This window comes from Rufibacter immobilis (assembly GCF_003721565.1).
GTDB lineage: Bacteria > Bacteroidota > Bacteroidia > Cytophagales > Hymenobacteraceae > Nibribacter > Nibribacter immobilis.
Genome location: NZ_RJJE01000017.1, coordinates 1445633 through 1472555 on the forward strand (window position 1 = coordinate 1445633; position 26923 = coordinate 1472555).

The 26923-nt window shown below is 50.2% G+C and carries 23 protein-coding genes; 8 read left to right on the forward strand and 15 right to left on the reverse strand.

Annotated elements, in window-relative coordinates:
* Positions 1 to 134: 134 nt before the first annotated feature.
* Positions 135 to 620: a hypothetical protein gene (locus EFA69_RS19020; protein ID WP_123134634.1), complete on the reverse strand. Its 486-nt coding sequence runs from the start codon at positions 618 to 620 to the stop codon at positions 135 to 137.
* Positions 621 to 856: 236 nt separating this feature from the next.
* Here EFA69_RS19020 and EFA69_RS19025 point away from each other — a divergent pair, with 236 nt between their 5' ends.
* A complete protein-coding gene (locus tag EFA69_RS19025) occupies positions 857 to 1096 on the forward strand; it encodes a copper chaperone (protein ID WP_123134635.1) in 240 nt (79 codons plus the stop codon).
* 323 nt (positions 1097 to 1419) lie between these two features.
* Here the strand turns inward: EFA69_RS19025 and EFA69_RS19030 are convergent, their stop codons facing one another.
* On the reverse strand, positions 1420 to 2430 hold the full coding sequence (locus EFA69_RS19030) for an SMP-30/gluconolactonase/LRE family protein (RefSeq protein ID WP_123134636.1): 1011 nt from the start codon (positions 2428 to 2430) through the stop codon (positions 1420 to 1422).
* Between the two features lie 541 nt (positions 2431 to 2971).
* Here EFA69_RS19030 and EFA69_RS19035 point away from each other — a divergent pair.
* Positions 2972 to 3274 carry a hypothetical protein gene (locus EFA69_RS19035; protein ID WP_123134637.1) on the forward strand — a complete coding sequence of 101 codons (303 nt, stop codon included), beginning with the start codon at positions 2972 to 2974 and terminating at the stop codon, positions 3272 to 3274.
* 153 nt (positions 3275 to 3427) lie between these two features.
* Here EFA69_RS19035 and EFA69_RS19040 read toward each other — a convergent pair whose 3' ends face one another.
* Together EFA69_RS19040 and EFA69_RS19045 are read right to left on the reverse strand one after the other, a co-directional pair.
* Positions 3428 to 4291, reverse strand: coding sequence for an SDR family NAD(P)-dependent oxidoreductase (locus EFA69_RS19040; protein WP_123134638.1), 864 nt, complete (start codon positions 4289 to 4291; stop codon positions 3428 to 3430).
* 290 nt (positions 4292 to 4581) lie between these two features.
* A complete protein-coding gene (locus EFA69_RS19045) occupies positions 4582 to 5574 on the reverse strand; it encodes an alpha/beta hydrolase (protein ID WP_123134639.1) in 993 nt (330 codons plus the stop codon).
* 526 nt (positions 5575 to 6100) lie between these two features.
* Between EFA69_RS19045 and EFA69_RS19050 the strand changes: the two genes are divergently transcribed.
* Complete coding sequence (locus tag EFA69_RS19050) at positions 6101 to 7189, forward strand: PAS domain-containing sensor histidine kinase (protein WP_183906868.1); 1089 nt, start codon at positions 6101 to 6103, stop codon at positions 7187 to 7189.
* Positions 7190 to 7320: 131 nt separating this feature from the next.
* Here EFA69_RS19050 and EFA69_RS19055 read toward each other — a convergent pair whose 3' ends face one another.
* The gene (locus EFA69_RS19055; protein ID WP_123134641.1) at positions 7321 to 7626 is read right to left on the reverse strand and encodes a BLUF domain-containing protein; all 306 of its coding nucleotides are present in this window, start codon (positions 7624 to 7626) and stop codon (positions 7321 to 7323) included.
* 435 nt (positions 7627 to 8061) lie between these two features.
* Between EFA69_RS19055 and EFA69_RS19060 the strand changes: the two genes are divergently transcribed.
* Positions 8062 to 9282 carry a PQQ-dependent sugar dehydrogenase gene (locus EFA69_RS19060; RefSeq protein ID WP_123134642.1) on the forward strand — a complete coding sequence of 407 codons (1221 nt, stop codon included), beginning with the start codon at positions 8062 to 8064 and terminating at the stop codon, positions 9280 to 9282.
* A gap of 668 nt (positions 9283 to 9950) precedes the next feature.
* Positions 9951 to 11045 carry an AI-2E family transporter gene (locus tag EFA69_RS19065; RefSeq protein ID WP_123134643.1) on the forward strand — a complete coding sequence of 365 codons (1095 nt, stop codon included), beginning with the start codon at positions 9951 to 9953 and terminating at the stop codon, positions 11043 to 11045.
* A gap of 78 nt (positions 11046 to 11123) precedes the next feature.
* Here the strand turns inward: EFA69_RS19065 and EFA69_RS19070 are convergent, their stop codons facing one another.
* Complete coding sequence (locus EFA69_RS19070) at positions 11124 to 11573, reverse strand: hypothetical protein (protein WP_123134644.1); 450 nt, start codon at positions 11571 to 11573, stop codon at positions 11124 to 11126.
* Between the two features lie 557 nt (positions 11574 to 12130).
* Here EFA69_RS19070 and EFA69_RS19080 point away from each other — a divergent pair.
* Together EFA69_RS19080 and EFA69_RS19085 are read left to right on the forward strand one after the other, a co-directional pair.
* Entirely contained in the window at positions 12131 to 12766 is a 636-nt protein-coding gene (locus tag EFA69_RS19080; protein ID WP_123134646.1) for a protein-L-isoaspartate(D-aspartate) O-methyltransferase, read from the forward strand.
* A gap of 62 nt (positions 12767 to 12828) precedes the next feature.
* Entirely contained in the window at positions 12829 to 13722 is an 894-nt protein-coding gene (locus tag EFA69_RS19085; RefSeq protein ID WP_123134647.1) for a cyanophycinase, read from the forward strand.
* A 99-nt stretch (positions 13723 to 13821) separates the two neighbouring features.
* Here EFA69_RS19085 and EFA69_RS19090 read toward each other — a convergent pair whose 3' ends face one another.
* Both EFA69_RS19090 and EFA69_RS19095 read right to left on the reverse strand, forming a co-directional pair.
* A complete protein-coding gene (locus tag EFA69_RS19090; RefSeq protein ID WP_123134648.1) occupies positions 13822 to 14829 on the reverse strand; it encodes an SDR family oxidoreductase in 1008 nt (335 codons plus the stop codon).
* A gap of 538 nt (positions 14830 to 15367) precedes the next feature.
* A complete protein-coding gene (locus EFA69_RS19095) occupies positions 15368 to 15940 on the reverse strand; it encodes a transposase (protein WP_123134649.1) in 573 nt (190 codons plus the stop codon).
* 323 nt (positions 15941 to 16263) lie between these two features.
* Between EFA69_RS19095 and EFA69_RS19100 the strand changes: the two genes are divergently transcribed.
* Positions 16264 to 16692, forward strand: a complete 429-nt coding sequence (locus EFA69_RS19100) for a DUF1810 domain-containing protein (protein ID WP_123134650.1) — start codon at positions 16264 to 16266, stop codon at positions 16690 to 16692.
* Positions 16693 to 16871: 179 nt separating this feature from the next.
* Here EFA69_RS19100 and EFA69_RS19105 read toward each other — a convergent pair whose 3' ends face one another.
* From EFA69_RS19105 to kdpA, 7 genes are all read right to left on the reverse strand, one after another.
* Positions 16872 to 18692, reverse strand: coding sequence for a sensor histidine kinase (locus EFA69_RS19105; RefSeq protein ID WP_123134651.1), 1821 nt, complete (start codon positions 18690 to 18692; stop codon positions 16872 to 16874).
* 318 nt (positions 18693 to 19010) lie between these two features.
* Positions 19011 to 19457 carry a hypothetical protein gene (locus EFA69_RS19110; protein WP_123134652.1) on the reverse strand — a complete coding sequence of 149 codons (447 nt, stop codon included), beginning with the start codon at positions 19455 to 19457 and terminating at the stop codon, positions 19011 to 19013.
* 144 nt (positions 19458 to 19601) lie between these two features.
* Positions 19602 to 20738, reverse strand: coding sequence for a sensor protein KdpD (locus tag EFA69_RS19115; RefSeq protein ID WP_123134653.1), 1137 nt, complete (start codon positions 20736 to 20738; stop codon positions 19602 to 19604).
* A 172-nt stretch (positions 20739 to 20910) separates the two neighbouring features.
* Entirely contained in the window at positions 20911 to 22059 is a 1149-nt protein-coding gene (locus EFA69_RS19120; RefSeq protein WP_245964637.1) for a porin, read from the reverse strand.
* A 382-nt stretch (positions 22060 to 22441) separates the two neighbouring features.
* Positions 22442 to 23005: a K(+)-transporting ATPase subunit C gene (locus EFA69_RS19125; protein WP_123134654.1), complete on the reverse strand. Its 564-nt coding sequence runs from the start codon at positions 23003 to 23005 to the stop codon at positions 22442 to 22444.
* 23 nt (positions 23006 to 23028) lie between these two features.
* Complete coding sequence (gene kdpB / locus EFA69_RS19130; RefSeq protein WP_221175771.1) at positions 23029 to 25086, reverse strand: potassium-transporting ATPase subunit KdpB; 2058 nt, start codon at positions 25084 to 25086, stop codon at positions 23029 to 23031.
* Positions 25087 to 25198: 112 nt separating this feature from the next.
* On the reverse strand, positions 25199 to 26914 hold the full coding sequence (gene kdpA, locus EFA69_RS19135; protein WP_123134656.1) for a potassium-transporting ATPase subunit KdpA: 1716 nt from the start codon (positions 26912 to 26914) through the stop codon (positions 25199 to 25201).
* Between the last annotated feature and the right edge of the window lie 9 nt (positions 26915 to 26923).

The following is a 26923-nucleotide window of genomic DNA, read 5'->3' on the forward strand; positions in this document are numbered from 1 at the left end:
CTCATAATATGACCATTTTTGAGACATAAAAAGAATAATATTCTAATAGCTAAAATTAAGTTTGCTAATTCCTTAACAAACTTATTGATAATTGTTTCAATGAGGTAACATATGCAAACAATCAGACAAAAGATTCAAATTACTTTAACCCAATTATTTAACAAGGAGAGAAAATACTTAAACTGTGGTAAGGTTATATAGTGGGATGAAACTAATGGTGGCGGCAGATTATGATGAACTGCCGTGGATTCAAATTCCTCATATAAGATGTTAAAGAAGGTAAGGAGATTCTTATCCTCCTCCGATACGGGAGTAAACGTAAATGGGGAAAGACTCCGAACTACACTTTTAACTGTGGGGTTGGAGATACTGCAAACCAATAAATCTCTCTCAACCGTTAAGCACTCTGTATTAACTGAAAGCCTTATACCAGGTTGTGCCCTTGTGATCTGCAGGTATTTTTCAAAAGCCTCCGGGGGGAGTATCCTCCTTTCCTCATCAAACAAACCTTGGGCCATCTTCAGTATATCCTCGCTCAAATCATCATAACGCTCAGCCTCTACCTCAATCTCTGATGCCAGATTCCACAAGGCCTCATTCAATTTCTTGAGCTTTTTCATAGTTAATGCGCATGTATAGCCTGTATTACCAATAAAAACTTGGAGGGGTTTTCCGGAAATACAAGTTATTGAAAATACAGTAGAACTACGTACGCTGCCAGTTCTCGCCAGCTAGTTTAACGCTAATGCTTTAGCAAAGCACGTTTTGGCTCGGCCCATTTCATTTGGTTAGACATGAAAGACAGAACTTACAACGCTTAATTCCAGTACTTAATTAAGTAAACAATTATCTGACAATGGAGATTCTAAAGTTCAAAACGAATGTGGCAACCCAAGCAGATGTAACCAGTGTTACCCCAGCATTGGACCAATTGGAGAAAGTTGAGAATTGGAGGTTTGACACAGAAACAGAAAATAATATCCTAAGTGTTTCCGGCTCAGGGGTTGACCCACAGAAGGTGGAAAATGCTTTAAGCGAAGTAGGGTTCAATGCGGAACTAATCAGAGTGTTAGGCATAGGAGGAGAAGCACTTTAACGATTGAACAAAACACTTATCTTAGAAAGCCACAATTTCTATCAGTTGGTGAACCAGATGATTTAAGATTGACCATTTAATTTCGAAATTAGAGTTGCTAAAAAAGCAGAAGGGACAACAGTTAAATCCTGTGGCCCTTCTGTCTCCTTTCCGCTGATGTTAATAAAAAGCGTGGACACTGAAGAGGTTACGCGTTGAATTAATAGCAGGGTGTAATCTGTAGTTCTGATTAGTATTACAAAAAATGAAAATGCGTTTATACCTAATTGCTGATAAGTTGGGGTAAGGAATTGTAAATGGTTTGGCATCCATCAGAATAAAAATCAACTACCCCTCACACCAATAATTGGCACTTTAAAGATGTGGAACTCCAGTTCAGAGATGTCTCCCACAGCCTCATGAATACGCGAGGTGGTGAAGTAGAAATTATCCTGCTGATCAATGGTGAATGTGTCTGGCCATTTGATTTCAGCGCCCTGCACGAAAGTTATAAATTCACCTTCTGGTGTTCTCACCATGATGCTATTGCTCTCCAGGTCACCCAGATAAAGGTTACCGTGTCGGTCAAAGATCATCCCATCTGGGGCAGTGGTCATGCCCAAGTTTTCCACTTTCTCCGCCAGGGCAGATGCCTCCAGACCCTCATCGGTTAACGCCTGCGTGGGCACACGGTACAACGTGTAGCCGGTCAAGGCGTGGTAGTACAGGTATTTTCTGTCGTTGGATAGAGCAATTCCATCGGCGTGCATCTGGGGTTTTTCGCCGTCTTTTACCCATTTATCCCCTTCCACGGTGAGCCACACGTCTTCTGATTTGGTGGAAGGATGGTCATCTAATAATCGTCTGGGAACACCCGTTTTCAGGTCCAGCACAATGATGGCCCCCACGCCTGATTCAGTGATGTAAATTTTCCCGGCATCACGGTCAATGCGCAGGTCGTTAAGGTAAGATTTCTCTGGGGCAATAGACTTGTCAAACGCCCATTGGTGCTTGAGCTCGTTGGTGAACAGGTCAAACTCATACAGCATGGCATTACCCACCACGCCTTTCATCATAGGGCTGGCGGGATCTAGCACAAACAGCGAATCTCCGTGAGCCACTACACTCTGTACGCAGGTAAAGGTGTTTTCCTTCGGCTCTCCGTGCCAGGTGTTCCATGCCTCATTGGGATAGGGCCGGTACGCTCCGTCTGCCAAGACTTCTACCACTGAGAACGGCAAGTTCTCATGCCACCGCGGAAAATTGGCGAACAGCCTGCCCTGCTGGCTGACGGTTACACCAGTGATTTGCACCCCTTGAAACGTGGCTACTTTGGTTATTGGGTTACCTTCCATTTTCAATGTAAAATGATTTATTTCATTTACTTACTAGGAGAACAGAAAGTTGTTTTGCTTATTATTTTAGTTTATAATCAATATTTAGGTTTTAACGGAGTAATAGCAACCTATCCAAAACTTTCTCTTTAGTCAACTGGAACTCTATACTCAACCAATAGGATAGTATAGGCCGCCGTCAGCAGGCCTAATAAAATGAATCCGAGGAACAGTTTCTTATTTCAATATTTTAAGCTTAATGATACTCTACAAAACTTCACGGGGAGTCTATTTAATTTCATTAAATCCTATAGACCGATACCGTGTAAGGTTTGGACCATGCTTATTTGGAAGAAATCAACCAAATACCCAACTAAGAATTGTACGCCAGGGTATTCTAGGTTTCACATAAGGTATGGGACTTCAATTAGAACTGTGTTTAAAGGCAGCCTACAGAGTCCGCCTTTAAACAATTCCAGAGCTATTAGGTATTAAAAGTTAGTACCTGGATTACAAAGCGCCCTTTCGGCGTTAATACAGAAAAGTATTTTTTGTTTCTCCCATGGATTCAAACGACAAACGTATAATTAGGCTCATCAGGGTAAGTGATGAATTGGGGATTTTGGCGCAAAACCAAGAATTTGTTTCAGAATACGCAGGTCTATCCATCGGGAATACCAAGAGGGCATTGCAGCAGTGTGAGGAACTAGCGCAAGAAAGAAACCTTACGAAGGAATTTGAATTCTGCCTGGATGAACTTGACCATTCTTCATATAAAGTCGGGAAGGGACTTTTTATAGAAGGCGCGGTGTACGCAAAGACAGTTATTTTCTATTTCATGACTCTGCTCTTCCGAAATGAATAAAAGGGGAATAAATTTTCCATCCGTATCATGATAAGCTGCCGCAACACCATTTGCTGTATGTCAGTTGTGCCCTCCTGAGAAGCAACAGGCTAAAACAAAAGGAGAAAATGCCATTTTGTTTTAGCCTATTCTAGTTACATCTGGATAAAACTACTATTTACGGATAGCTGTATGCCCCTCCATTGAATGCTGCAGGTTTAATTCCCCTTCAGGTTCCTGTTTGAATGATTTATCAGCCTCCTCGCCTGCTGGGCCTTTGGCGATAGTGATTCCACCGTCAACCATGTAAATGGCCCCTGTCACAAAAGAGGCTTCATCTGAGGCCAGGAATAGGTACACGTTGGCAACTTCCTCGGGGGTGCCCCTCCTGCCAATTAAGTTAGCCTGCTTGTTCAGCTTTTCCATCTTAGCGTCCATAGGGCCCAGCTCTTTGTGGGTCCAGGCGGTATCAATGGGACCAGGGCCCACTACGTTGCAGCGCACGCCGTACGCCGCCTGTTCGGCTGCCAGGCCTTTGGTGAAAGCAATGACAAACCCCTTGGTGCCGCCGTAGGGAGCATTCTGCGGAATACCCAAAACTCCCGCCTCAGAACCCGCCGAGACAATATTCCCTTTGGTTTTCTGTAGTTCCGGCAGGGCCGCCTTTGACATCATGAACGTGGTCTTGAGGTTGTTCTTTATCATGTAATCAAACGCTTCCTCTGAGTAATCAGTGAGGTAATTGGTCTCCACAAAGACTCCTGCGTTGTTGATGAGGATATCCAGTTTACCATATTGCTTCACCGCCAGTTGCACGCAATTCTGAGCCACCGCCCCCACAGATAGGTCGCCGGTGAAGTGAATAGCTGTTCCGCCGTCTTCTATAATCTCACGAGCCACTTGCTCTACCGGGTCTTCGGGCAGGCCGGCTACTACCACACTGGCACCTTCCTTGGCGAACTTCTTACAGATTGCCTCGCCAATCCCGGCCCCGCCGCCTGTCACAATGGCTACTTTTCCTTCTAGTCTATTTCCCATAATGAATTCAGTTTGTTGATTTGAGTTTGTTAATTCAAAAAATCCAGTTAAGCTTTCAATAAATGCTCTTTTAACTACCAAATGCTAGGAAATAGGACTTCCGTATTGGGCATACCTTACTGAAACCATGGCATAAACAGCAAGTAAACCTCATCCAAGGATGCTACTTCTAGCAACATTGAATTGCTGTGGATACACCTCCTTGGAGTAATTCCCTGATTTTCATTTACTAAAGGACTTATAGAGAAAAGGAAGTCATTTATTGAAAATATTCCAGTAGGTGAATCCGGCTATTGTTTCCTCACAGACTGGAAGGCGGCTTTTAATCCTGCAGCCGCTTCCTCTAGGGCTTCTTTGGCGGTAGGCACCACCCCCGAGAGGCTGAAGAACTCGTGCACCATGCCCGGGTAGCGAACCTGCTTGGTGATGACCCCGCTCTGCTGCAGTTTACGGGCGTACTCTTCTCCTTCATCGCGCAGCACATCCAGCTCAGCGGTGATGACCAGAGCTGGCGGCAAACCACTAACGTCAGCAGCCCGAAGCGGCGATACGTACGGCTCGCTCCCATCTTGCTCGTTCTCCAGATAATGTTTGAAGAACCATTTCATCATGTCAGCGTTGAGGGGTTTACTATTGGCATTCTCTAGGTAAGAAGGGGTGTCAAAGGCATAGTTGGTGATGGGGTACACCAGCAGCTGGAACACCGGAAGCGGCAGCCCCTTTTCCTTGCTCATGAGACAGGAGACCGTTGCCAAGTTACCACCTGCGCTTTCACCGCCCACAGCCACGCAACCGTCTATTCCGTTCAAGCCGGCTGTATTGTACATGACCCATTGGAGCGCCGCGAAGGCATCTTCAGCGGCGGCAGGGTACTTGTTCTCAGGGGCCTGCCGGTACGCCACTGATACCACTACGCACTCAGCGGCATTACAAAGTGCGCGGCAAGAAGGCTCATATACATCCAGGTTGGCAATGACCCAGCCTCCGCCATGGAAGTACACCAGCACCGGGAATGGCCCGTCCCCGTCAGGGGTGTACACTCTGGCCAAAAGGTCGCCGTCAGGGCCAGGTATCAATGTGTGCGTCACTTTCCCTACCGGCTCCGGCATTGGTTTAGCCAAGTTCATTACCCGATTTGCTACGTGCTCGGCATTCATCTCCTCCACAGCATTTTTTAGGGTAGGCGCGTTACGGGCGTTGGCTGGCGACATATTCTCAATAGGCGGCACCTTGAAAGTGGCGTACTGGTCCAGAATTTTCTGCAAGGTTTCTTCTACCTTCATAAAAGTTGAATTTGTTTCAACCTTTCTTACGGAGGCATAAAAAGATAGATGCCACTCTTATCATTATCAACCTTATGTAGATTATTTATAGGCTCTAGCACACAATTAATTCAATGACCTACCTTATTAGAATTTATTTTATAACTAACATGTAAAGATTAATCTCCTTGGGCATTTATAAATAATCTTCAATAATTAGCTAAGTAGTTTTACTCTCAAAAATGGAGTAATCGTATTCCATTTCTAAGAATTAGTATCAGAGCTTGAAAGTGGATGCTCTAGTAACCTGACATGGACTGTCCTTATTTGAATAAAAACGCCTAATTAAATGATTCCTTCATTTAATATTTTGCCACCTACTTCTCTGATTTAGGACTCATTCATCACCATAATCTCTTAACAACCAATTCTTTTCTAAATAAAATAGCATTATATTTTACACATAGACATTATAAAAACATTTCAGGAAGAAAAAATGTATCTTTAACCGAAGCGGCCCTCGGGATAAAAGCGTTTCTTAATGCCCATGGACCCATTGCCCTCCTCGCTCCCTCTCTGCCACGCTCTGATTGAGCAAACCGGTCAGCCTTTCTTCATCTATGATATGGATACAGGCCAATTCCAGTACCTGAGCCCCAAGTTAAAGTCCTCTTTTGGACTGGAAGCTGGCCAGCTTTTGCCTGGTGACCTGCTAAGTTTTGTTCATCCGGAGGACCAGGAATTTGTAGCAAACAAATTTACTGAGTTACTCACCAGAGGCTTAGATAAACCAATTGAGTTCAGGGTGCAGTTCCCTGAAAAACAAGAGCAATGGGTGTGCCTCTCGCCTTCCTTGCAGGAGGAAATCAGCAGACAGCGGCTCCTCATTGGTCATGCCGCAGACATCACGGCTGAACGGCAAAACAATGACGTGCTCAAGAAATACTCTAACAAGAAGAATTCCATCCTTAACATCCTGGCGCATGACCTAGCCGGTCCTTTGGGCATGATCAAAAGCTTGGCCAACTTGTTGACCGAGAAGATGCGGGAAACCGCCGAAGAGGAAAACTTGCATATTCTTAATCTCATAGAGCGCAACAGCAGCCATGGAGCAAATATTATCAGGCAATTTACTGACCAAGAGTTTTTGGAGTCCTCACAAGTGGAGCTTGTGACTCGGCGCGTAAACTTGGTGCAAAAACTGCGGGAAGGCTTGGAGGTATATCTTGGCCCTGAAGGTGAGCTCATCTCCAAACGGGTAGCTTTCAATCCCCAACGGGAAGTTATTTTCGTTGAAATAGATGACAATAAGTTTCTGCAGGCCATCAACAACCTCATTTCCAACGCCCTTAAGTTTACCCCCGACGGCAGTGACATCACAGTAAGTGTGGCTGAAGAGGCAGGGCATGTGTTGGTGACGGTGGCTGACACGGGCATCGGCATTCCCCAGAAATATCATGCTACTTTGTTTGAGAAATTCACCGACGCCCGCAGGCCGGGCCTGCAGGGTGAGCAGTCTGTGGGCTTGGGCATGTCCATTATCAAGAACATTGTGGAATGGCACTGTGGCGAAATCTGGTTTGAGAGTGAGGAAGACAAAGGCACTACGTTTTTCATTAGGCTTCCGCAGGAGTAGCCAGTGCTGACCTTAATGATAGTCTGCCCAGATATTGCAGCTACTACTATGCAAGGGTTCGGCTGACATATCCTGATTTTGCAAAGCCCCAAGTCATAATATGCCGATGAACTATGAGTAGCTTATGTCAGCTAAGTTGTGCTGGACAAACTGCCGCAGTACCGCCACTGCAGACTCTTCGTCCCGTTTGGGAAGGGACTCCAGGATTCAGGTTGGGTGGGGTCAACATATCCTCTGAAGGACAACAGCGCCTCAGCAGCCACGGTCTTGAACCCCATGGTCCAGTCGCAGAACAGCCGTTGGCTGATGGGGCCATCGGCTAGCTTGATGATGTTGGTATGGTGGCGGTCAATCAGGATTTTTGCGAAGAGTTGCTGCACGTTTTTTTCATTTCCCTCAATCTCCTGCACAAAATGCTCGCCGCTGTACAGCAGCACCCTAAATGCCGTAAAATAGGTTGTTTTGGCGGTATTGTGCCAGCATCTGTTTCAACTCCTCTTCTGTCACTGGAACCGTGGCCGTACTGATGTACATAATATGATGCATAAATCAATGAAAATGGTGGCAGTAAGCACTGTAATGGTTTTCTACTCAGTACGTTTTCCATTGATTTAAAGCTATTTAAGAAGATGGCACTTCTTTCCTCAAAGCTCCAGCAAATTCCATAACTATAAGAAAATGAAAGGTATACTCCTTTTCCATGGGGCAAGGCAACCGCACATATTAAGTAGTTATAAGCTACAAGAATCAGGGTAAAGACTTACCAAACTGTGTATTTCCACATTAACCAATGTATGTTATTCCCGTTAGAAAATTTAGCTGATTCAATCTTGCTAACCATATCTAATGTTTAAAATCATACCCCTGCTTTTATGAATTTATGGCGAAAATCTACTTTGGCACTGGCCTTATGCTCGGCATTTTTGATGGGCTGCAGCGATGACGATGACGAATGGCAAAACAGCATTCCTGAAACCGACAAAGACCCTACCACCACCCACATCGATGGCTATATCTTCCGTCCGGGTTTGGCTCCCGCCACGGAGCAGAACATGCGCAACCTAAGAGTACCAGCGGGTTTTGCCGTGAACAAGTTCGCCGAGAACCTGGGCATGCCCCGCATTCTGGCGGTAACCCCTGAAGGCTACGTGTATTACTCAGACCGGCAGGCGGGCACGGTGACTCTGCTGCAAGACACTAACGGAGACGGCATGTCTGACCGCAAGCAGGTGGTGGCCAACATCAAGCAGGCGCACGGGCTGGCGGTAAGGCAAGGCAAGCTCTACATTGTGGCCGTGAAGGAGCTGTACGTAACCAACATTGACATGGCCACGGGCTCCCTAAGCACGCCCCAGATGCTCATCAACGACCTGCCGGACGGCGGACAGCACCCCAACCGGACCATGGCCTTCGGGCCGGACGGCATGCTGTACCTTTCGGTAGGCAGCACCTGTAACTCCTGCCCGGAGCCTAACCCGGAGAACGCCACCATGCTGAAGGTAGATTTGTCTTCCATGTCCCGGCAGGTGTTCGCCAAAGGGCTGCGCAACACCATCGGGTTTGGCTGGCACCCGCAGACCAATGTGTTCTGGGGCATGGACCACGGCATAGACTGGCTGGGCGACGACGAGCAGAAGGAGGAATTGAACAGAATTGAGCAGGGCAAACACTACGGCTGGCCGTACATTTTCGGGGAAGGCAAGTACAACCCCGGTGACCGCCCCGAGGGTGATACCACCTACGCCCAATATCTGGCTAAGACCACGCTCCCCACGCTCACCTACCAAGCCCACGCCGCCCCCATGGCCATAGTCTTCTACACGGGCTCTATGTTCCCCGCAGAGTACCAGAATAATGCCTTCGTGGCAATGCGCGGTTCCTGGAACCGCCGGGAACCCGTGGGCTACAAAGTAGTGCGGCTCCGGTTCCAAGATGGCCAACCCACCCAATTCGAGGATTTTCTCACCGGTTTCCTCATCAATAGCAACAGCTCCCACTTCGGGCGGCTGGTGGGGCTGGCGGTGAACCGTGACGGTTCCCTGCTGGTCTCTGATGATACCAACGGTGTAATTTACCGAGTGGCCAGGCAATAACTATTAATTCGGCAGCTCCCCCCTGTTTTTGGCCTGATTTCTGAAAAACAGACCAAAAACAGGGGAAAGCTTTCCATACCCTGCCACAGAACAAAAGATTAATAATAGCCAATCTCAGCAGGATAAAAAACAAGAAGGCCAAAGGGTATAATTAATACTTGGGCCTATCTCATATGGTACGCTGTTGCAGAAGGAGCCGTATTGAGCGGGCTTTACCAGTTGGGGTGATATACAGCTGCGGCTCATGCAGGAAACTCATTTTCAGGAAACCGTTCCTCTTGAGGTCCTCTGAGAATGCCTCTATAGTTTGGCGTCAAAGGCAATTTATCCAAGGCAGACAGGAGTATCCTCAGGCTCGGGCAGTCCTTCCACCTGCGCGTACAGGCAGAGCAAAAATAAGTCAATGGCAGTCATTCTATTCCTTGTCTATTTCCAACAACACGGCATATAAATAAGAATGTTATTTCAAATCCATTTTTTAAGTATTTACTCCAAAATCAAGTAGTAATTGCTAGACAAGTAGTGACCTTTGGATAAAAAAGAGAGTAGGTTGTAAATCGAAAATGAGCAATTGGGGTTGCAACTTATTCCATAAACCACGTCATGGTAGTCTTTTTCAACCCACCATGCGGTCATTTACGTTAAGGATATTAAGAAGCAAAGACCAGATGACAGGAAAAAACTATCTCTCACATGCCACTTATATAGCCATTTTCACAGTGCTGGCCGTGGTAATTCTCTATTATGCCCGCCTGTTCCTAATTCCCATCGGGTTTGCCATCCTACTGTCCATGCTCCTGCTGCCGGTAAGCAATTGGTTGGAGAATAAAGGGGTGGGTAGGATAGCGGCCACTTTGCTTTGCATTTTGTTAGTGATAGTTACCATTGCTCTCATTCTCTTGATCATTGCCGCACAGGCGGCTAACCTCTCTGAACAGTGGCCCCAGATACAGGGCAAACTACAGGAAATGGTCACACAAGTGCAGCAGTGGGTGCAGCAACAGTTTGGGGTAGCCCCGCAGGAGCAGATCAAATTTGTGCAGGAGCAGATACAGAAGTTTTCCCAGTCGGCTAACCAATTTGGCACTTCCCTGCTCAAAGGCTCCCTGGGTCTAATAACCTCTTTTGCCCTGGTGCTGCTCTACATGTTCTTCCTGCTCTGGAAGCGGGAGAAATACCATCAATTTTTCTTGAAACTATTCTCTGCGGAACATCAGGACAACGTTAGGGTCGCCCTGCGGGAAATTACAGAAGTAGCAGGGCAATACCTGGCAGGGCGTTTGTTCTCCATCCTATTCATCACAGCTTTCTATGCCATTGGTTTCTCCATCATCGGGCTGGAAAATGCTTTGCTGGTAGCCCCTATCGCGGCGCTACCCATTTTGGTGCCGTACATTGGTGCGTTTGTGGGGAGTATATTCCCATTGGTGATGGCTTTGGTGAGCGGTTCCACTGGAATGGTTGTTCCTACTGTCGCCGTCATGTTGGTAGCCCAAGCCATTGACAACAACATCATAGAACCGCTGGTCATGGGTGCCAAATTAAATCTCAGCCCATTCTTTACCATTGTGGCGGTGGTGTCGGGGGAGCTGGTCTGGGGCGTGGCAGGCATGATACTGTTTGAACCACTCTTCGCGGTCATCAGAATTGTGTGCGGTCACGTGCGTGGCCTGCATCCCTATGCTTATTTACTAGAAAATGAGGTAGCAGAGCCTAATTGGGTAAAGAAACTGAAAAACCTTTTCAGTAAAGGCACCAGTTAGGACTTCTTTAGTATTAAAACTCGAAGAAAGTCTCTATAGAATTAGCATAAAGAAGCTTCCTTTCACAGTAAGTTCACTTTAGATTGATTTTTTTAAAAAGATCAGAAAATTTTTAAATTCCTCAAGTCCTAAAATCCCCCTCTCAAATGACAATGTGCTGCTTGCACCTTGCACCTCATTGTATTCCCTGTAAATATCCGAAAGGGACGCAACTACCTCTGCGTCTCTGGGACCATCCAATATAAATTGGATACAGGGAAACACCTTCACACTTAGATTCTTCTTACTTAGTGGATCATTGGCGACAAATTCGCATTCCACTACAACAGAATTCTCACAAATTTCAAGCAGTATGCGGGGGGTAATCTGAATTTTCTCAGGCAGGGCGCTCTCCGCACATTCCATCATCAGCAAGCTTTTTGCTTTCACCACTAACAGCTCGCTGGAAGACTCTAAATTGACCCGCTCCATCTGCAGCTCTTCCGACAGGTTTACTAAAGCTCTATGGATTGCCCGTAATTTCCGCATAGGTGGTTTGTGAACAGGTTCAGGAAAACAGGATGAACCAAGTGACCCACCCGAGGCTAATTGCCCGTGTTAATCTCTCGACCGGGGAGAGCCGAAGCTTGTTGGGAAGAAAGTAAAAAAACAGGCCTAACGTGGTCCCTTTCAGGAAAAGCTCCAACAATAGATCAATACCTTGGCTCTTTCCAAGTGCGAACAGGGATAAGCCTGGGTACTTTGTCTCAAGGAACCTGTTGAAAATCAGCACTGGGTACATCAAGAAAACGCTGTACCACTTTAACCCATAATACTGGATGATTTCTTTCATTGTAGGCTGTAAATGAAATGACAATTGCCACCCGGAAACAGTGGAGGCGATCAGTTGGATAGAATAATCTTTTTACTTGATCGCTTCGCCTAAAGTTTTCAGCTGAGTATAAACCCTTTTAAATCAGTATATATACCCATTTTAGGTGATGGCCCGTCTTGAAATAACCTTAAAAAGCGGTTCAGCCCCTTAAAGCCTCTGTCAGCAACAACCAATTCATGGTAAGAGGGTATATGTGGTAAAATTCTGGTCCATGGCAGCAACTAAAGAAGAAATGATGGCGAGGCACCTGAAAGGGCGTGCAATTTCAGACCCGCAGGTGCTCCTAGCCATGTGGGAGGTGGATCGGGCGCTTTTTGTGCCGGTAGATATCCGAGAACAAGCCTATGAAGACACCGCCCTGCCCATCGGTATGGGCCAGACCATCAGCCAGCCTTATATCGTTTCCTACATGGCGCAGGCGCTCCGCCTGAGGCCTGATGATGTGGTGCTGGAGGTGGGGACCGGCTGTGGATATAACGCGGCGGTTTTGTCCCGCCTTGTCGCCCGAGTCTATAGTGTAGAGGTGGTGGAGTGGCTAGCTCAGGTGGCAAACATGAACTTAGGGAAAGCCGGGGTACGTAACGTCACCTCCCGCCATGGGGACGGGTACAGGGGCTGGCCAGAGGCCGCCCCTTTTGACGCCATCATACTCACCGCCGCCCCGCCGTCCATCCCGGAGCCGCTGAAACAACAGTTGAAAATTGGCGGAAGGCTACTTGCCCCGGTAGGGACAAACCTCCAGAAACTAATTATGCTGGTCAGGGCTGGAGAAAACAATTTTATTGAGCGGGAACTTATACCCGTTCGGTTTGTGCCCATGACCGGCGAAGTGCAGAAAAGCCATTAAATTTTCCTGGCTAGCCAATATAGGAGCTGAAAGAGTTTATCCATACTAGAAATCTACCTGCTATGACAAAAGAAAAAAGAGAAAGAATTCCCAACTCAGAGGCAACAAGGGTCATTCCAAAGGGAAGATTGTTGATTATTGGGGGTAAGGAGGACAAAGGCGATAAGCCCTCGCGGCAACAGGAGCACAACATCAACTTCATCAGCGAGGAGATACTGAAACGTTTTGTAGATGAACTGAAGGGAGAGAACCCCTTGGTTGTGGTCATCCCCACCGCCTCACGGCAGCCGGAGAAAACCGCCCGTGACTACGTGGAGATTTTCCACGGATTGGGTGCAAAGAATGTGCAGGTGGCAGATGTGCGCACCCGACCAGAAGCCAATAACCCGGAGTTGGTGGAATTGGTCAGAAATGCGGCAGGCATCATGTTCACAGGAGGGGACCAGCTGCGCCTGACCTCTATTTTCGGGGGCTCTGAAATGCTGGTAGCCATGAAGGAAACCTATGCCTTCAAAGATATCATCATTGCCGGTACTAGCGCCGGGGCTACCGCTATGTCAACCCCTATGATTTACGAAGGCAAGTCTGAGGGTGGCTATATCAAAGGCGACGTGCGCGTCACCACCGGTTTGGAGTTCCTGAAGAATGTGGCCGTTGACACCCATTTCCTGACCCGGGGGAGAATTGTACGTTTGACCCAGGCCATCTGTACCAACCCGGAGTGCATTGGCATTGGGCTGGAGGAGGACACTGCCATCCTGGTGACCCAGGGAGGGAATGTAGAGGTAGTAGGCAGCGGCTTGGTAACGGTGGTAGATGGGATGGGTATCACAGAGACCAACATCTCCGAGATTGACAACGGGGAACCCTTCACCGCCAAAGGCCTACGCATGCACATGCTAGGAAGTGCCGAAAAATATGTAGTACCTTCCTACCTGAGATTTCAGTTGCAATAAGCCATTTCTGTTTTCGGTCTCATTTCTAAAAATGAGGCCGAAAACAGAAACCAACAAGACAGTAAATAATTCTCTCTTTTACAGAAGGAGGAAATTACATCAAGGATTTCCGCTTCCGCCAGATGCGCCGTAAATCTGACCAGTTGCGTAGCTGGCATCACTGGCGGCGAGCTGCACATAAATGGAAGCCAGCTCAACTGGCTGACCCGGCCTACCTAAAGGCGTATCACCACCGAACTGCTTCAGCTTCTCCTGGGTCGCGCCTCCGCTCACCTGAAGCGGTGTCCAGATGGGGCCTGGTGCCACCCCGTTTACCCTGATGCCTTTCGGCCCGAGCTGCTTGGCCAGGGATTTCACATAGCTCATGTTGGCCGCTTTGGTCTGCGCGTAATCATGCAGCTCCGCAGAGGGGTCATAGGCCTGTTCTGAGGTGGTACAAATAATAGTGGAGCCTGCCTTCATATGCGGCAAGGCGGCCTTGGTTATCCAGAAAGGCGCGTACACATTGGTCTTCATAGTGCGGTCAAAATCCTCGGAGGAAATCTCCAGAATTGTAGGCCTTGTTTGCTGCCGGGCCGCGTTGTTGACCAGGATATCCAAGCCGCCCAGTCCTTTCACTGCCTCTTCTACCAGTCGTTTGCAAAAAGCTTCGGTCTGGATGTCACCGGGAATAGCGATGGCTTTTCTACCCTCGGCTTTGATGAGTGCAATAACTTCCTTGGCGTCCTCCTCCTCAGCGGGCAGGTAGTTGATGGCCACGTCTGCGCCTTCCCTGGCGTAGGCGATGGCGGCGGCCCGTCCCATTCCCGAGTCACCTCCGGTTATTAATGCTTTTCTGCCTCTCAGACGACCTGAACCTTTGTAGCTCTTCTCCCCGTGGTCCGGCCTCGGGTCCATTTTGCTGGCCAAGCCGGGCCATGGCTGCGATTGCCCTTTGAAGGGCGGCTTGGGGTATTTGCCCGTGGGGTCCTGCAATTCTAGTGGAGCGGAATTGGTTGGTTCTGCGGCTGCCTGTCCTGAGAAAATAGGACCAACGGCTGCCACCGCTAAGCCTGCGCCAATGCCGCCTAAGACTTTGCGCCTGTTCAATAGGTTTTTATCTTCCATGCTATTCCAATCTTTTTACTTTATGGAACGAATGAAGAATGATTTGGTTAACAGGGCTAACTTTACTTATGGTATTGCTACTGCTTAAGAGGTAGGGAGTAAATAAATATTCTTTGTAAAATCACCCATGCCTCTTTTCGACATAAGTTATCAGAATATTAATAATAAATCCTTGGTGGCAGATTAGGTGGCAAAATAAAGGCTAAAAAATGTTTACATTTATTAATTTAAATAAACATAGCTCCTTGTGATCAGCCAACAATAAATAAATTTTGATTATATCCATCAAAAAGCCTCAGAAGAACGGCCCTGGGTACTCAGAAGCCTTGTAAACGAAAGTTTGCAAGGCTTTTTTGTTTTCAGATGATTTGATTGTAGCGTCGTTACCCTGTAACGACGTGGTTCTGGCAGCAGTAACCGGATCTGCCTCCTTAAACCGTGCCATACATTTTGCGCCTTTTTTGCTTTGGATTCCTGGATAACCGTTTTTGTTTCATGGAGACACGTCGTTACAGGGTAACGACGCTACATTTCAGTTCTATTCAATTTTAGTTTTATAGAACTGGTCTTCCTGCCATTTAGCAGGGTTATTCAAAATATAATTTTCAATGAGAAGTAGCTCTCGTTGATTTCTAATGATGCGGTCATGAAAACGAGGCTGCCACCCGAACGGCTCGGTACTCACACTCCTGATCATTTTAGTGCAGGTGGATTTGTAAAAGCCTATAACATGGGATATAGAACCTGCTTTAGGTGCTAAGTTGGCCATAAACTCGTTTTTACCGGTAATACCATTATAAGGCAAGGCCTTGTTGTCCTCTAAGGTGGAACCATCACATAGAATTCCCTCTAGTCCCACTATTCCATGCACATGGTTTGGCATCACTACAAAATCGCCCAGAAATAGATGAGGCATATGCTTTTGCAGATCAAGCCAATAATCATGGGCAATCTGTCCCTCATCAGACAAAACCATTTCCCCGTTTACTACTTCACCAAAATATGGATAACGGTCTTGCGTGCAAATCGTGATGAAATATAGTCCTTCCAACCGATAGTCATAGCCCTTTAAACGGCGGGCGCTTTTGCTGAACATATCATATTTGGCCATAAATGCATAAACGAAAAGACTAAATAACCGTTTTCAGGCTCTTTTTCTAAAAGGAGCTCAAAAACAAAAATGTAGCGTCGTTACCCTGTAACGACGTGGTTCTACGCAGCGCTGACTGTTCTATCCTTCATTAACCATTCCATGCAAATGAATCCGCATTTTTGCCATAAAAAGCAATAGTCAAAGAGAGATGAGGTTGTTGTATGGAACCACGTCGTTACAGGGTAACGACGCTACATTTCTGGGAAGGGTACTTGTAGTATTATCATCCACATAGAATTTTGCCGTATATAGTTGAAAACATCAAAAGTATCCCACTTCCCATGAAAGAGAACGGCTTGCAAAGATTCCTGAGCGCGCAGGACAGAGACTATGAGGTGGCGCTTTCTGAGATAAGGAAAGGAAGAAAACAAAGCCACTGGATGTGGTATATCTTTCCGCAGATACAGGGGCTGGGCTTTAGCGAGACGTCCAGGTTCTACGCCATCAAAGACCTACCCGAAGCCGATGCATTTTTGCAGCACCCGGTTTTAGGCCGTCGGCTGGTGGAGATCTGCGAGGCCCTTCTAAAACTGGAAAGCAAAGACGCCCACCGCATCTTCGGGAGCCCAGATGACCTGAAACTCAAATCTTCCATGACCTTGTTCGCCTCTTTGCCTGCGACTCCTCCTGTCTTTCAAGAAGTGTTGGAGAAGTTCTTCCACGGGACAAAAGACGAGAAAACGGTACAGATCCTTCGCTTGCAAGCGTAACCCATTACAAGAAATCCGCGACCACTACTTCTTAGCACAAGCCATTTCAGTGAAGCCGACAGTTACTACTATCGGGCTGACTGCGTATTTCACTAGCAAACAGTAAGGCCCATCTTTCTAGAGAATTAGTGAGAACACCAGCAAAAGCGGCGGGCTTTATTCTTTCTGGTTGCAGCAGGTTACACCAGCACCGTGAACCCAAACGTACTCCCCTGCCCCACGGCACTCTCCACCCAAATGCGGCCGCCCTGCGTCTGGATGAACTCCCGTGAAATGGAGAGTCCCAAACCAGAACCACCTTTATAAGCCTCTTTTCCCGGAACCTGCACGAAGCGCTGGAAGATGCGCTCATGGTTCTGCGGCTCAATGCCGGGACCGTGATCTTTCACCCGCACCACCACCTCTCCTTTGCCTTCTCTGGCCGATAAAACAATGGTCTCATTCTGGGCCGAGTAGCGGATGGCGTTGCTCAGGAGGTTCAGTAGCACCCAGGAGGTTTTCTCCACATCGGCTTTCACCGGCGGTAACTGCGGCGGCAAGGAGATATCCAGGCGGATGTTCTTTTCGCGGAGCTGGAGCTGGATGGTGTTGGCCGCGAACTGCACAATATCGGCTACGTTGGCGGTGGCGATGTTGAGTTGGATGTTGCCGTTCTCCAGACGGGCTACGTCCAGCAGCTCGGTGACCATTTTCTGGAGGCGCTGGTTTTCGGTTTTGATGGTGGAGACCAAGTGCTGCTGCTCGTCATTCATTTCGCCAATGCGCTGGTTCTGCAACAGTTTGAGGGAATAGTTAATGGAGGCCAGCGGGGTTTTGAGCTCATGCGAGACGGTAGCCAAGAAGTTAGATTTCACTTGGTCCAGCTTCTTGAAATCGCTCACGTTGCGAAGCGAGAGAATGTAGCCCGCAAACTCCTGTTTGCCTACGACCTCATTGTAGGCCAGCACCTGAAATACCGATTTCCGGTAGTACGCCTCTTCGCCCAGGTCGGTGATGGACAGAACCGCCTCCGGCGAGGCACTGCTTCCGGCTTCCATTCCTTTCAGCAGTTCCTTAAATAAATCGTTCTGTGCGGCCACGTCTTGGTTTTTTGCGCCAATCAGTTTTTCGGGGGGCAGGCCCAGCAGACGGCAGGCGACGGGGTTGGCGAGAATGATTTTCCCTTCGGCATCTAGTAAAATGATGGCCTCGTCCAGGTTAGTGATGATGGACTGGATGCGGTTCTTTTCGGTGATGAGCTCAGACAGGGTTGATTTTTCGTATTCGCGCAGGCGGACCAGCATCTGGTTAAAGACCTTAGACACCGCTCCGAACTCGTCATTGCCTTTGATGGGCAGAGTTTGGGAGAAGTTCCGCTGGGCCACATATTCCAGCGAGGTGATGAGTTGCTGAATGGGCTGGGTCAGGGCCTCGGGCACGCTGAAACAGAACACCAGCGCAAACAAAACGCTACAGGCCAACAGGGCCAGCGTGTACTGCCACACCCGTTGCGAGGTTTCCTGCGCCTGCTGGTTTTTGAGTTGGAGGGCATCGGTGTTCAGGCTCACCATCTGGTGGATTTTGTCCTGCAGCAACTGGTACTTGGGCATCACGGTCACAAAGTAGGCCTCAGATGGCACTCCGGCCGAGGTGTGCAGCAAGCGCTTCAGCTCGGTGAAGGTCTGGCGCATAGACTCCACGGTTTCCCGTTCGCCCAGCTCCGTGATGTTTTCGCTCTCTTTTTGTAAACTGGCCTCAAAACGCCGAAGGTCGGCGCGGGTGCTTTCGGCAATCTCTGCGGAGTCGGCTTTCAGGAAAACCAGTTGCTGCTGCGTGACCAGCAGATGGCTCAGGGCGTTGTTCATCTCCTGCCCCAGCTGCACCGAGTACAGGTTGTCCTTGAGGATGTTCTGCGCGGCGCGGTCCAGGCGGTTCAGGTTGTAGAGGTTGTAACTGCCCAGGCCCAGCAGCAGGGCCAGCACCACCAGATACCCCAGCAGGATTTTGGTTTTAAGTTTCATGTAGATTGTAAGGGGGTAATGTTATGTACCATGGAAGCTGTTCGGCGTTTTCTTTTCCGTCTTTGACACAAGACTCCGCTTGTGCCTTAAGACTTTAACTTTTGTTTAGGGGCTATTTTTGAAAAAATAGCCCCTAAACGCGAGCACGCAAGGCACGCATGCACCAGCCAGAATCTGCTAAATGCAATACCCAAAACTTCGTCTCAAAAAGATATTAGGGCAAGCGAAGGAAGGGTTCATTAGCTGTCACTACGTTTGCCGGTCTCTTGTAAACATAATGCAAAGACGTCGGTCATGTCATGATGATTACACGTTGTTCTATGTAGTCTTGATTTCTTTTACCAATCCAACTAACTCTTCTGCTTCTAATTTATTTGTTTGGGGCCAGTTATATGGGTTATGTGGTTGGGCGATAAATTTTACAATAGCACGATAAATAGGCAATATCACCGATTTAAAGTCTCCATCTAATTCAAAGAATTCTTTTCTTTGGGTATTGTCTGAATCCTCAAAACTAATTTTGAATCTATATTTGTCACTGATTCTTTCAAATTCAAAATAGTAGCCTTCAGGCTCTAGATGCCACCAAACTTCTGTATTTATTCCTTTAATCACATTTCTTAAAGAAGTAATCAATTGGTCAATTGGATTTGCTGGAACATCCGAAGCCTTAAATTGTAAATCAAAGTCTCCAAAAGTCAACTTCACAGGAAGCCACCCATATTCAGGTGCTCCTAATTCCATTTTCAGCTTCTCTATTTTCATAGTTTAAATTACAAAGAACTCCATGATAGCACACAAGCTGGCAGGCCATGTTCTACCAAAACCGAATTTCATTTAGCGGCTCTTTTCCTGAAAACAGGCCAAAAACGGAAAGGTAGCCTTTTTCCGCTTGCTGAAAGTTTCCTTCTAATAATTCACCAAGTAAATATCCGTCTCGGTATTGGCCGCAGTAATGCGGGAAATAATTTCGCCGGTGATGCTTTTGCGCCACCAGCGTTGCCAGAAAGAACCAGTGGTGATGCCCAGCGTCACCAGCGTGATTTGCCGCTCGTTCACCTCGCGCAGCACCTCCTCGGCCACGTCTTCGGCTTTCACTTTAAGCACCTGCGCCCCCAGTTCGGTGGCCAGTTGCAGATTGTTGAGGAGGTGCCGCTGGGTGGCCAAGTTGATGTTGAGGCTCGTCTCGCGGGAGGTCTGCACGTAGAGCAGATACCACTCGGCGTGGTACCTATCGGCCAGACGGGCCGATTTACGGATGATTTCCCGCGCGCCCTTGGCGTTGGTGCCTATGCAGGTGAGCAGCTTCTCCGTATGCCGTCGGTCTGGGGTGATGTGGGCGGTGTCAATCTGGCGTTCCAGCTGGTTGGCTACCTCTCGCAGCGCCAGTTCCCTCAGTTGCAGCAGGTGGTCTTGCTGGAAGAAATTCCTGAGCGCCGCCTCCACCTTGGCGGGGTCGTAGATTTTGCCCGCCTGCAACCGCTCCAGCAGCTCGGGAATAGTCAGGTCGATGTTCACCACTTCATCGGCGAGGCGCAGCACGCTGTCGGGCACGCGCTCGGTCACCTCCACGCCGGTGATTTTCTCCACCTGCTGGTTCAGGCTTTCCAGGTGCTGAATGTTCACGGCACTGATCACATGGATGCCCGCCTCCAGCAGCTGCACCACGTCTTGCCAGCGCTTCTCGTGCGCCGAGCCGGGCACGTTGGTGTGCGCCAGCTCATCTACCACCACCATCTCGGGGCGGCGTTGCAGAATGGCGGGCACGTCCATCTCCTCCAGCGAACGGCCTTTGTAGAAAACGGCCTTGCGCGGAATGACCGGCAGCCCTTCCAGCTGCTGCACCGTCTCCTTGCGGTTGTGTGTCTCCACGTAGCCCACCACCACATCCACGCCCTGCGCCAGCAGCGCGTGCGCCTCCTGCAACATGCGGTACGTCTTGCCCACGCCCGCCGCCAGCCCGATGTAGATTTTGAACTTCCCCCGCCGCGCGTGCCTGATTAACTCCAGAAACTTCCCGTCCGCCGATTTTCCCCCTGAAACCATTGATTTGAAGCCTTACTTTTGATGAAGTAGAACCCACCCCTGCCCCTCCGAGGAGGGAAATTTTCTCCTTGCGTTCTTTAGGAGGTATCGCTTTAGAAAATCTCTTTTCACAAACTCCCCTCCTGTGAGGGGCAGGGGTGGGTAAACACGGTTGCAATTCCCCTCGCCCCAGCTAGAAAGCAAAAGACAAAGACGTAGTCAGAGCGGTATTTTTATCTGTAGGGTTGCCATTTTCTTTCGTGAAGATGTTATCCTTGGAATCCAGCACCCGCGCCTCTACCCGCCAGAGCACCTGCGAAGTGGGCGCGAAATCCAGGTTCAGGGAATAGCCTGCCGTCTGAAAGCCGTTGGCCGTTTCAGTGCCGATGATTACGCCGTTCTTGTCATGGTAGTATTCGCCGCGGGCCGCGATGCCTAACTGGGGCAAAACCTGATATTTCACCGCCAAAGTAGGGTTCCACCAGCGGTTGTAGCCGTCTTCATCGCCCGCTTTTTCCTCCAGCCCGTAATCAAAGGCGGCAATCAGGCTCCACTTATCGGCGGGCGAAACCGAGGCGTAGAAATTGTGGAAGTACCGCCGCTGTTTGGCATTGTCTGGCTTCTCATTCCCGAAGAACGTGCTGGAGTTGAGCACCACTTTGCTGGACGGTTTAAACGTAATCTGCGTGCCCAGCGCCTTGTTCTGGTTCCCGTCCGTTTCGCGGATGTTCTGCCAGCCATTGAGCACCAAGCCCGTGAGCGTCCATTTTTCCGAGACCTCAAACGTGATTTTCGCGCCTGCTTCATAATACGGCGTGTTCTCCGCGCTCAGTGAGCGGGTGAGTGTCAGGTTGTCCCTAGAAATAGCCGACTCCGCGCCAATGTGCGAAGGGAAAATACCCGCATCCAGCCAAACCTTGGGCAGTAGTTGTACGCCCACGTTGGCCTCGTACACGTGCCGCAGCAACTCCTGCTCGGCGGCTAGGTTGTATTGGGCGTAGGTACCCGCCATCAGCCCCAGGTTCCCGCGCACCTTGTCCTGCGCGTAGTTTACCCGCAGCAAAGCCAGGTTCACATTAAATTCATTGTGCCGGTTGTGGTTGTACAGAAAGCCCGGCCGCAGATGGTTCTCCGGTTGATTGAAGTCATAGGCATAATACACATCCACAAAACCGCTCAGTTGCCAGGGTTTGGCCGACCCGTCCTCTGAAGTGGTCGAAGTTGAGGCAGCCACAGAGGTTGAATCTGAAACGGTTTGCGCCTGCGTAAGCACCGTCAGGCATAAATAAAGGGCAATGGAAAGGGAGAACTTGGTTCTCATGGTGGTAGTTTTAGATTTCATGATGATTGGAAGAGGCTACATTAAGCCTCAATTAGTACGTGTTTAGATTGTCCCCCTTTGAAGGGGGTAGGGGGATGACAAAGGCGCATCAAATTAGAACTGCTTTTCTTTTACTGCCTCTGCTGTTCGTGATTTTCAATCTGCCGCATTGCTGCTGCGTTGGCACTCTGGGATTACAAATCCCCTTTTTCCTTGCTTTCGGATTGCAAATCCGGAAGAGCGGCTTGGTAAAAGCTTTCTGATTTCTACGCTATTAAATATTTCTCAGCAAAAGTCATCATCCCCCTACCCCCTTCAAAGGGGGACGAAATGGGTGAATCTGTACTTTCCGTTTTTGGCCTATTTTCTGAAAAACAGGCCAAAAACGGAAAGCGGCTTTCAATTACTTCACAGCATCCAACGCCAGATTCAGTTGCAGCACGTTCACTTTCTCAGGGCCTAAAATACCTAAGAAGGGCGCTTCTACGTGTTGTTGCACCAGCGCCTGCACTTTCTGCTCGGGCAGATTTCTGGCTTGGGCTACGCGGGCTACTTGGAGGTAGGCGGCCTGGGGCGAAAGGTGCGGGTCCAGGCCGGAGCCGGAGGCGGTCACCAGTTCCGCAGGAATCTGGTCGCGGGTCACGCCGGGGTTGTGGGCCAGAAAGGTGTCAATGGGGGCTTGCACGGTGGCCAGGTAATCTGGGTTAGAGGGACCTTTGTTGGAGCCCGCGGAACCGGCCGCGTTGTAGTCCACCGCCGAGGGCCTTCCCTGGAAATACCCGTCTTGGGTAAAGGCTTGGCCCACGTTGGCAAAGCCTACCACCTTGCCGTTGCGGGAAACGGTTTCCCCACCTCCGCCACCCGGCGAAAGTTTACCGATGCCCGCCACCAGCGCGGGGTACACGCCCGACAGCAACACCAACAGCACTAAAGTCATTTTAATAGAGGCGATTAAATACGTTTTCATGTGATTACGTTTTTGAGCTGATTTTAGAAAAAGAGGCCTAAAACGGCGTCTATGAGTTTAATACCAATGAACGGGGCCACCACGCCACCCACGCCGTAGAGCAGCAGGTTCCGGCGCAACAGCGCGCTGGCCCCGATGGGTTTGTAAGCCACGCCGCGCAAGGCCAGCGGAATGAGCAGCGGAATGATAATGGCGTTAAAAATCACTGCACTCAGAATGGCGCTCTCGGGGCTGTTGAGGCCCATAATGTTCAGTCCCTGCAAGGCAGGAATAGCCACGATGAAAAGCGCGGGCACAATGGCGAAGTACTTGGCCACATCATTGGCGATGGAGAACGTGGTGAGCGTGCCGCGCGTGATAAGCAGCTGCTTGCCAATCTCCACAATCTCAATGAGCTTGGTGGGGTCGTTGTCCAGGTCCACCATGTTGCCCGCTTCTTTGGCCGCCTGCGTGCCCGAGTTCATGGCCACCCCCACATCGGCCTGGGCCAGGGCGGGCGCGTCATTGGTGCCGTCGCCCATCATGGCCACCAGCTTGCCCGCGGCCTGTTCTTTCTTGATGTAGTTGAGCTTGTCCTCGGGCGTGGCCTCGGCGATGAAATCATCTACGCCGGCTTTCTCGGCGATGAATTTGGCGGTCAACAGATTGTCGCCGGTCACCATTACGGTTTTCACGCCCATCTTCCTGAGGCGCTCAAAACGTTCCTGAATGCCAGGTTTGATGATGTCTTCCAGCTGAATCACGCCTTGCACCTTCTCGTTCTCGGTGACCACTAGTGGCGTGCCTCCGTTGGCCGCAATCTCGTTCACTTTCTCGGCCACGGCTTTGGGATAGGTGTTGCCCGCATTCTCAGTGAGGCGGCGCATGGAGTCAGAAGCGCCTTTCCGGATGCGCAAACCGTTGGGTAAGTCCAAACCGCTGGAACGGGTCTCGGCGGAGAACTTGATGAACTGCACCTGGCTCAAATCAGGCATGGGCACTTCCACGCGCTGCTGCTGGGCCAGCTCCAGAATGGATTTCCCCTCGGGCGTATCATCAGAAATAGAACTGAGCACGGCTTTGGAAATGAACTCCCGCTCCTCCACGCCGGGCGCGGGCCAGAATTTGGTGGCCTTGCGGTTCCCGATGGTGATGGTGCCCGTTTTGTCCAGCAAGAGCGTGTCAATGTCGCCCGCAGTCTCTACGGCCTTGCCCGATTTGGTAATCACGTTCGCCCGCAGGGCCCGGTCCATACCCGCAATGCCGATGGCTGAAAGCAAGCCCCCGATGGTGGTGGGAATCAGGCACACGAACAGGGCAATCAGCGAGGCGATAGTAATGGGTGTGTTAGCGTACTCCGCGAAGGGCTGCAGGGTCACGCACACAATGATGAACACCAGCGTGAAGCCCGCCAGCAGAATGGTAAGCGCAATCTCGTTGGGTGTTTTCTGGCGGCTCGCGCCTTCCACCAAGGCAATCATCTTGTCCAGGAACGATTCGCCGGGGGCAGTGGTCACGCGCACCACAATGCGGTCTGAGAGCACCTTGGTGCCGCCCGTCACCGACGATTTATCGCCGCCCGCTTCTCTAATCACCGGCGCAGATTCACCCGTAATCGCCGACTCGTCAATGGAAGCCAGGCCTTCAATGATTTCACCGTCGGTGGGAATGATGTCGCCGGGTTCGGCCAGGAAAACGTCACCTTTCTGAAGCGCGGCGGAGCTGACGGTTTCGATGACTTCTGACTGATTTCCGCCTCTTGTTGTGAGCTTTTTGGCGGGCGTGTCCTGACGCGTTTTCCGCAGCGATTCGGCTTGGGCCTTGCCCCGCGCCTCGGCAATGGCCTCAGCGAAATTGGCGAACAGCAGTGTGAGCAGCAGAATGAGGAACACCAGGAAGTTGTAGCCCAGGCTGCCCTGGTTCTGGCTGCCCAAGGCCACGCCTACCGTCACCAGCAGCATGATGACGGTGCCAATCTCCACAGTGAACATCACCGGGTTCTTGATGAGGTAGCGGGGATTGAGTTTAATCACCGACTGCTTGAGCGCCTCGCGTACCAGCGGACCTTCCAGCAGCCCCATTTGTCTTTTTTGCACAGACATGTTTTCTAGGATTGAATAAGTGAAGAGGATGCCCGCCCGGGCGTTTGCGTTTTTGGCCTGTTTTGGGAAAAAGAGCCGCTAAACGCAAACCTCCGCCGGGGCACCGAAGGATTTAGTAAATAGTGAAATATTCGGCCAGCGGCCCCAGCACCAGGGCGGGGAAGAACGCCAGCGCGGCGATGATGAGAATGACGGCCAAGGTCATGAACCCGAAGGTGGCGGTATCGGTGCGCAGCGTGCCCGCCGATTCCGGCACGTAGCGTTTGCGCGCCAGCAGACCCGCAATGGCCACCGGCCCGATGATGGGCAGAAAGCGCCCCAGCAGCAGCACAAAGCCCGTGCTCACGTTCCAGAACACGTTATTGTCGCCCAGGCCCTCAAAGCCGGAGCCGTTGTTGGCCGCCGAGGACGTGAATTCATACAGCATCTCAGAGAAGCCGTGGAAACCCGGGTTGTTGAGCCAGGCCGATGGTTTGACGGCCCAATCGGCCTCGGGGTAATTGGTGAGCGTGAAGCAGGCTAGCGCGGTGCCCGCCAGAATGAGCAGCGGGTGTAGCAGCGCAATAATGGTCGCGATTTTCATTTCGCGGGCCTCTACTTTCTTGCCCAGGAATTCGGGCGTACGTCCCACCATCAGCCCCGAGATGAATACGGCAATGATGAGGAAGATGAAGTAGTTGAGAATGCCCACGCCGCAGCCGCCGTAGAAACAGTTGATGAACATGCCCAGCAGTTGCATGGCCCCGCTCAGTGGCATGGTGCTGTCATGCATGGCGTTTACCGAGCCCGTGGAGATGATGGTAGTGACCGTACTCCAGTACGCCGAGATGGCCGGCCCGAAACGCACTTCCTTGCCTTCCATGGCACCCGTGGGTTGCAACAGGTTCAGTTGGGCCAAGGTAGGACTTCCGCCGGTCTCGCTCAAGAGCATGGGCACCAGCAAAAGCAACATGCCCACTGTCATGACCCCGAAGATAGTCCAGGCCAGTTTCTTGCGGCGGATGTACACGCCAAAGGCGATGACCATGGCGATGGGAATGAGCACCTGCGCCACCAGTTCGGTCATGTTGGTGAGGTAGTTGGGGTTTTCCAGCGGGTGCGCCGAGTTCACTCCCAACCAACCGCCGCCGTTGGTGCCCAAATGCTTGATGGCAATCATGCCCGCCGCCGGACCTCGGGACACTTGCACCGAGTCGCCTTGCAGCGTCACGATATCGGCTTTGCCGTCAAAACTGGTGGGCGTGCCGTTGAAGGCCAGAATAGCGGCAATGACCAAACAAATGGGCAGCAGAATGCGGGTGCAGCTCAAGACCAGGTACCGGAAGAAGTTGCCCAGTTTCTCAGAGCTTTTCTCCTTGAAGGCGTTGAACAGCACCACCACGGCCGCCATACCCGTCGCCGCCGACACGAACTGCAGGAAGGTGATGACGGTGAGCTGGGAAAAGTACGTGAGGCCAGACTCGCCGGAGTAGTGCTGTAGGTTACAGTTCACCAGAAAGGAGATGGCGGTGTTGAAGGCCAAATCTGGGGACATGGAAGGATTGCCGTCGGGGTTGAGCGGCAGGCTGCCCTGGGTAAGCAGAATCACAAACGCCAGTACAAACCACACCAGGTTAATGGTGAGCAAAGCCAGCAGGTGCTGTTTCCAGTTCATTTCGCGGTTGGGGTCAATGCCCGAGACGCGGTAGAGCCCGCGCTCTAGCGGCGCCAGAAAGTCCAGCAGGGTTTTCTGACCCTGGTACACGCGGGCAATGTATTTCCCCAGCGGAATGGCCAGCGCCAGGGTGAGCAGGTACGTCACCAGGACGCCTAGTAGTTCAGTTGACATGAATTGATT

Excerpts from the sequence above, each read along its gene's own strand:
- EFA69_RS19020 (WP_123134634.1), bottom strand. The coding sequence starts at position 620 with ATGAAAAAGCTCAAGAAATTGAATGAGGCCTTGTGGAATCTGGCATCA.
- EFA69_RS19025 (WP_123134635.1), top strand. The coding sequence starts at position 857 with ATGGAGATTCTAAAGTTCAAAACGAATGTGGCAACCCAAGCAGATGTA.
- EFA69_RS19030 (WP_123134636.1), bottom strand. The coding sequence starts at position 2,430 with ATGGAAGGTAACCCAATAACCAAAGTAGCCACGTTTCAAGGGGTGCAA.
- EFA69_RS19035 (WP_123134637.1), top strand. The coding sequence starts at position 2,972 with ATGGATTCAAACGACAAACGTATAATTAGGCTCATCAGGGTAAGTGAT.
- EFA69_RS19040 (WP_123134638.1), bottom strand. The coding sequence starts at position 4,291 with ATGGGAAATAGACTAGAAGGAAAAGTAGCCATTGTGACAGGCGGCGGG.
- EFA69_RS19045 (WP_123134639.1), bottom strand. The coding sequence starts at position 5,574 with ATGAAGGTAGAAGAAACCTTGCAGAAAATTCTGGACCAGTACGCCACT.
- EFA69_RS19050 (WP_183906868.1), top strand. The coding sequence starts at position 6,101 with ATGGACCCATTGCCCTCCTCGCTCCCTCTCTGCCACGCTCTGATTGAG.
- EFA69_RS19060 (WP_123134642.1), top strand. The coding sequence starts at position 8,062 with ATGAATTTATGGCGAAAATCTACTTTGGCACTGGCCTTATGCTCGGCA.
- EFA69_RS19065 (WP_123134643.1), top strand. The coding sequence starts at position 9,951 with ATGACAGGAAAAAACTATCTCTCACATGCCACTTATATAGCCATTTTC.
- EFA69_RS19070 (WP_123134644.1), bottom strand. The coding sequence starts at position 11,573 with ATGCGGAAATTACGGGCAATCCATAGAGCTTTAGTAAACCTGTCGGAA.
- EFA69_RS19080 (WP_123134646.1), top strand. The coding sequence starts at position 12,131 with ATGGCAGCAACTAAAGAAGAAATGATGGCGAGGCACCTGAAAGGGCGT.
- EFA69_RS19085 (WP_123134647.1), top strand. The coding sequence starts at position 12,829 with ATGACAAAAGAAAAAAGAGAAAGAATTCCCAACTCAGAGGCAACAAGG.
- EFA69_RS19090 (WP_123134648.1), bottom strand. The coding sequence starts at position 14,829 with ATGGAAGATAAAAACCTATTGAACAGGCGCAAAGTCTTAGGCGGCATT.
- EFA69_RS19095 (WP_123134649.1), bottom strand. The coding sequence starts at position 15,940 with ATGGCCAAATATGATATGTTCAGCAAAAGCGCCCGCCGTTTAAAGGGC.
- EFA69_RS19100 (WP_123134650.1), top strand. The coding sequence starts at position 16,264 with ATGAAAGAGAACGGCTTGCAAAGATTCCTGAGCGCGCAGGACAGAGAC.
- EFA69_RS19105 (WP_123134651.1), bottom strand. The coding sequence starts at position 18,692 with ATGAAACTTAAAACCAAAATCCTGCTGGGGTATCTGGTGGTGCTGGCC.
- EFA69_RS19110 (WP_123134652.1), bottom strand. The coding sequence starts at position 19,457 with ATGAAAATAGAGAAGCTGAAAATGGAATTAGGAGCACCTGAATATGGG.
- EFA69_RS19115 (WP_123134653.1), bottom strand. The coding sequence starts at position 20,738 with ATGGTTTCAGGGGGAAAATCGGCGGACGGGAAGTTTCTGGAGTTAATC.
- EFA69_RS19120 (WP_245964637.1), bottom strand. The coding sequence starts at position 22,059 with ATGAAATCTAAAACTACCACCATGAGAACCAAGTTCTCCCTTTCCATT.
- EFA69_RS19125 (WP_123134654.1), bottom strand. The coding sequence starts at position 23,005 with ATGAAAACGTATTTAATCGCCTCTATTAAAATGACTTTAGTGCTGTTG.
- kdpB (WP_221175771.1), bottom strand. The coding sequence starts at position 25,086 with ATGTCTGTGCAAAAAAGACAAATGGGGCTGCTGGAAGGTCCGCTGGTA.
- kdpA (WP_123134656.1), bottom strand. The coding sequence starts at position 26,914 with ATGTCAACTGAACTACTAGGCGTCCTGGTGACGTACCTGCTCACCCTG.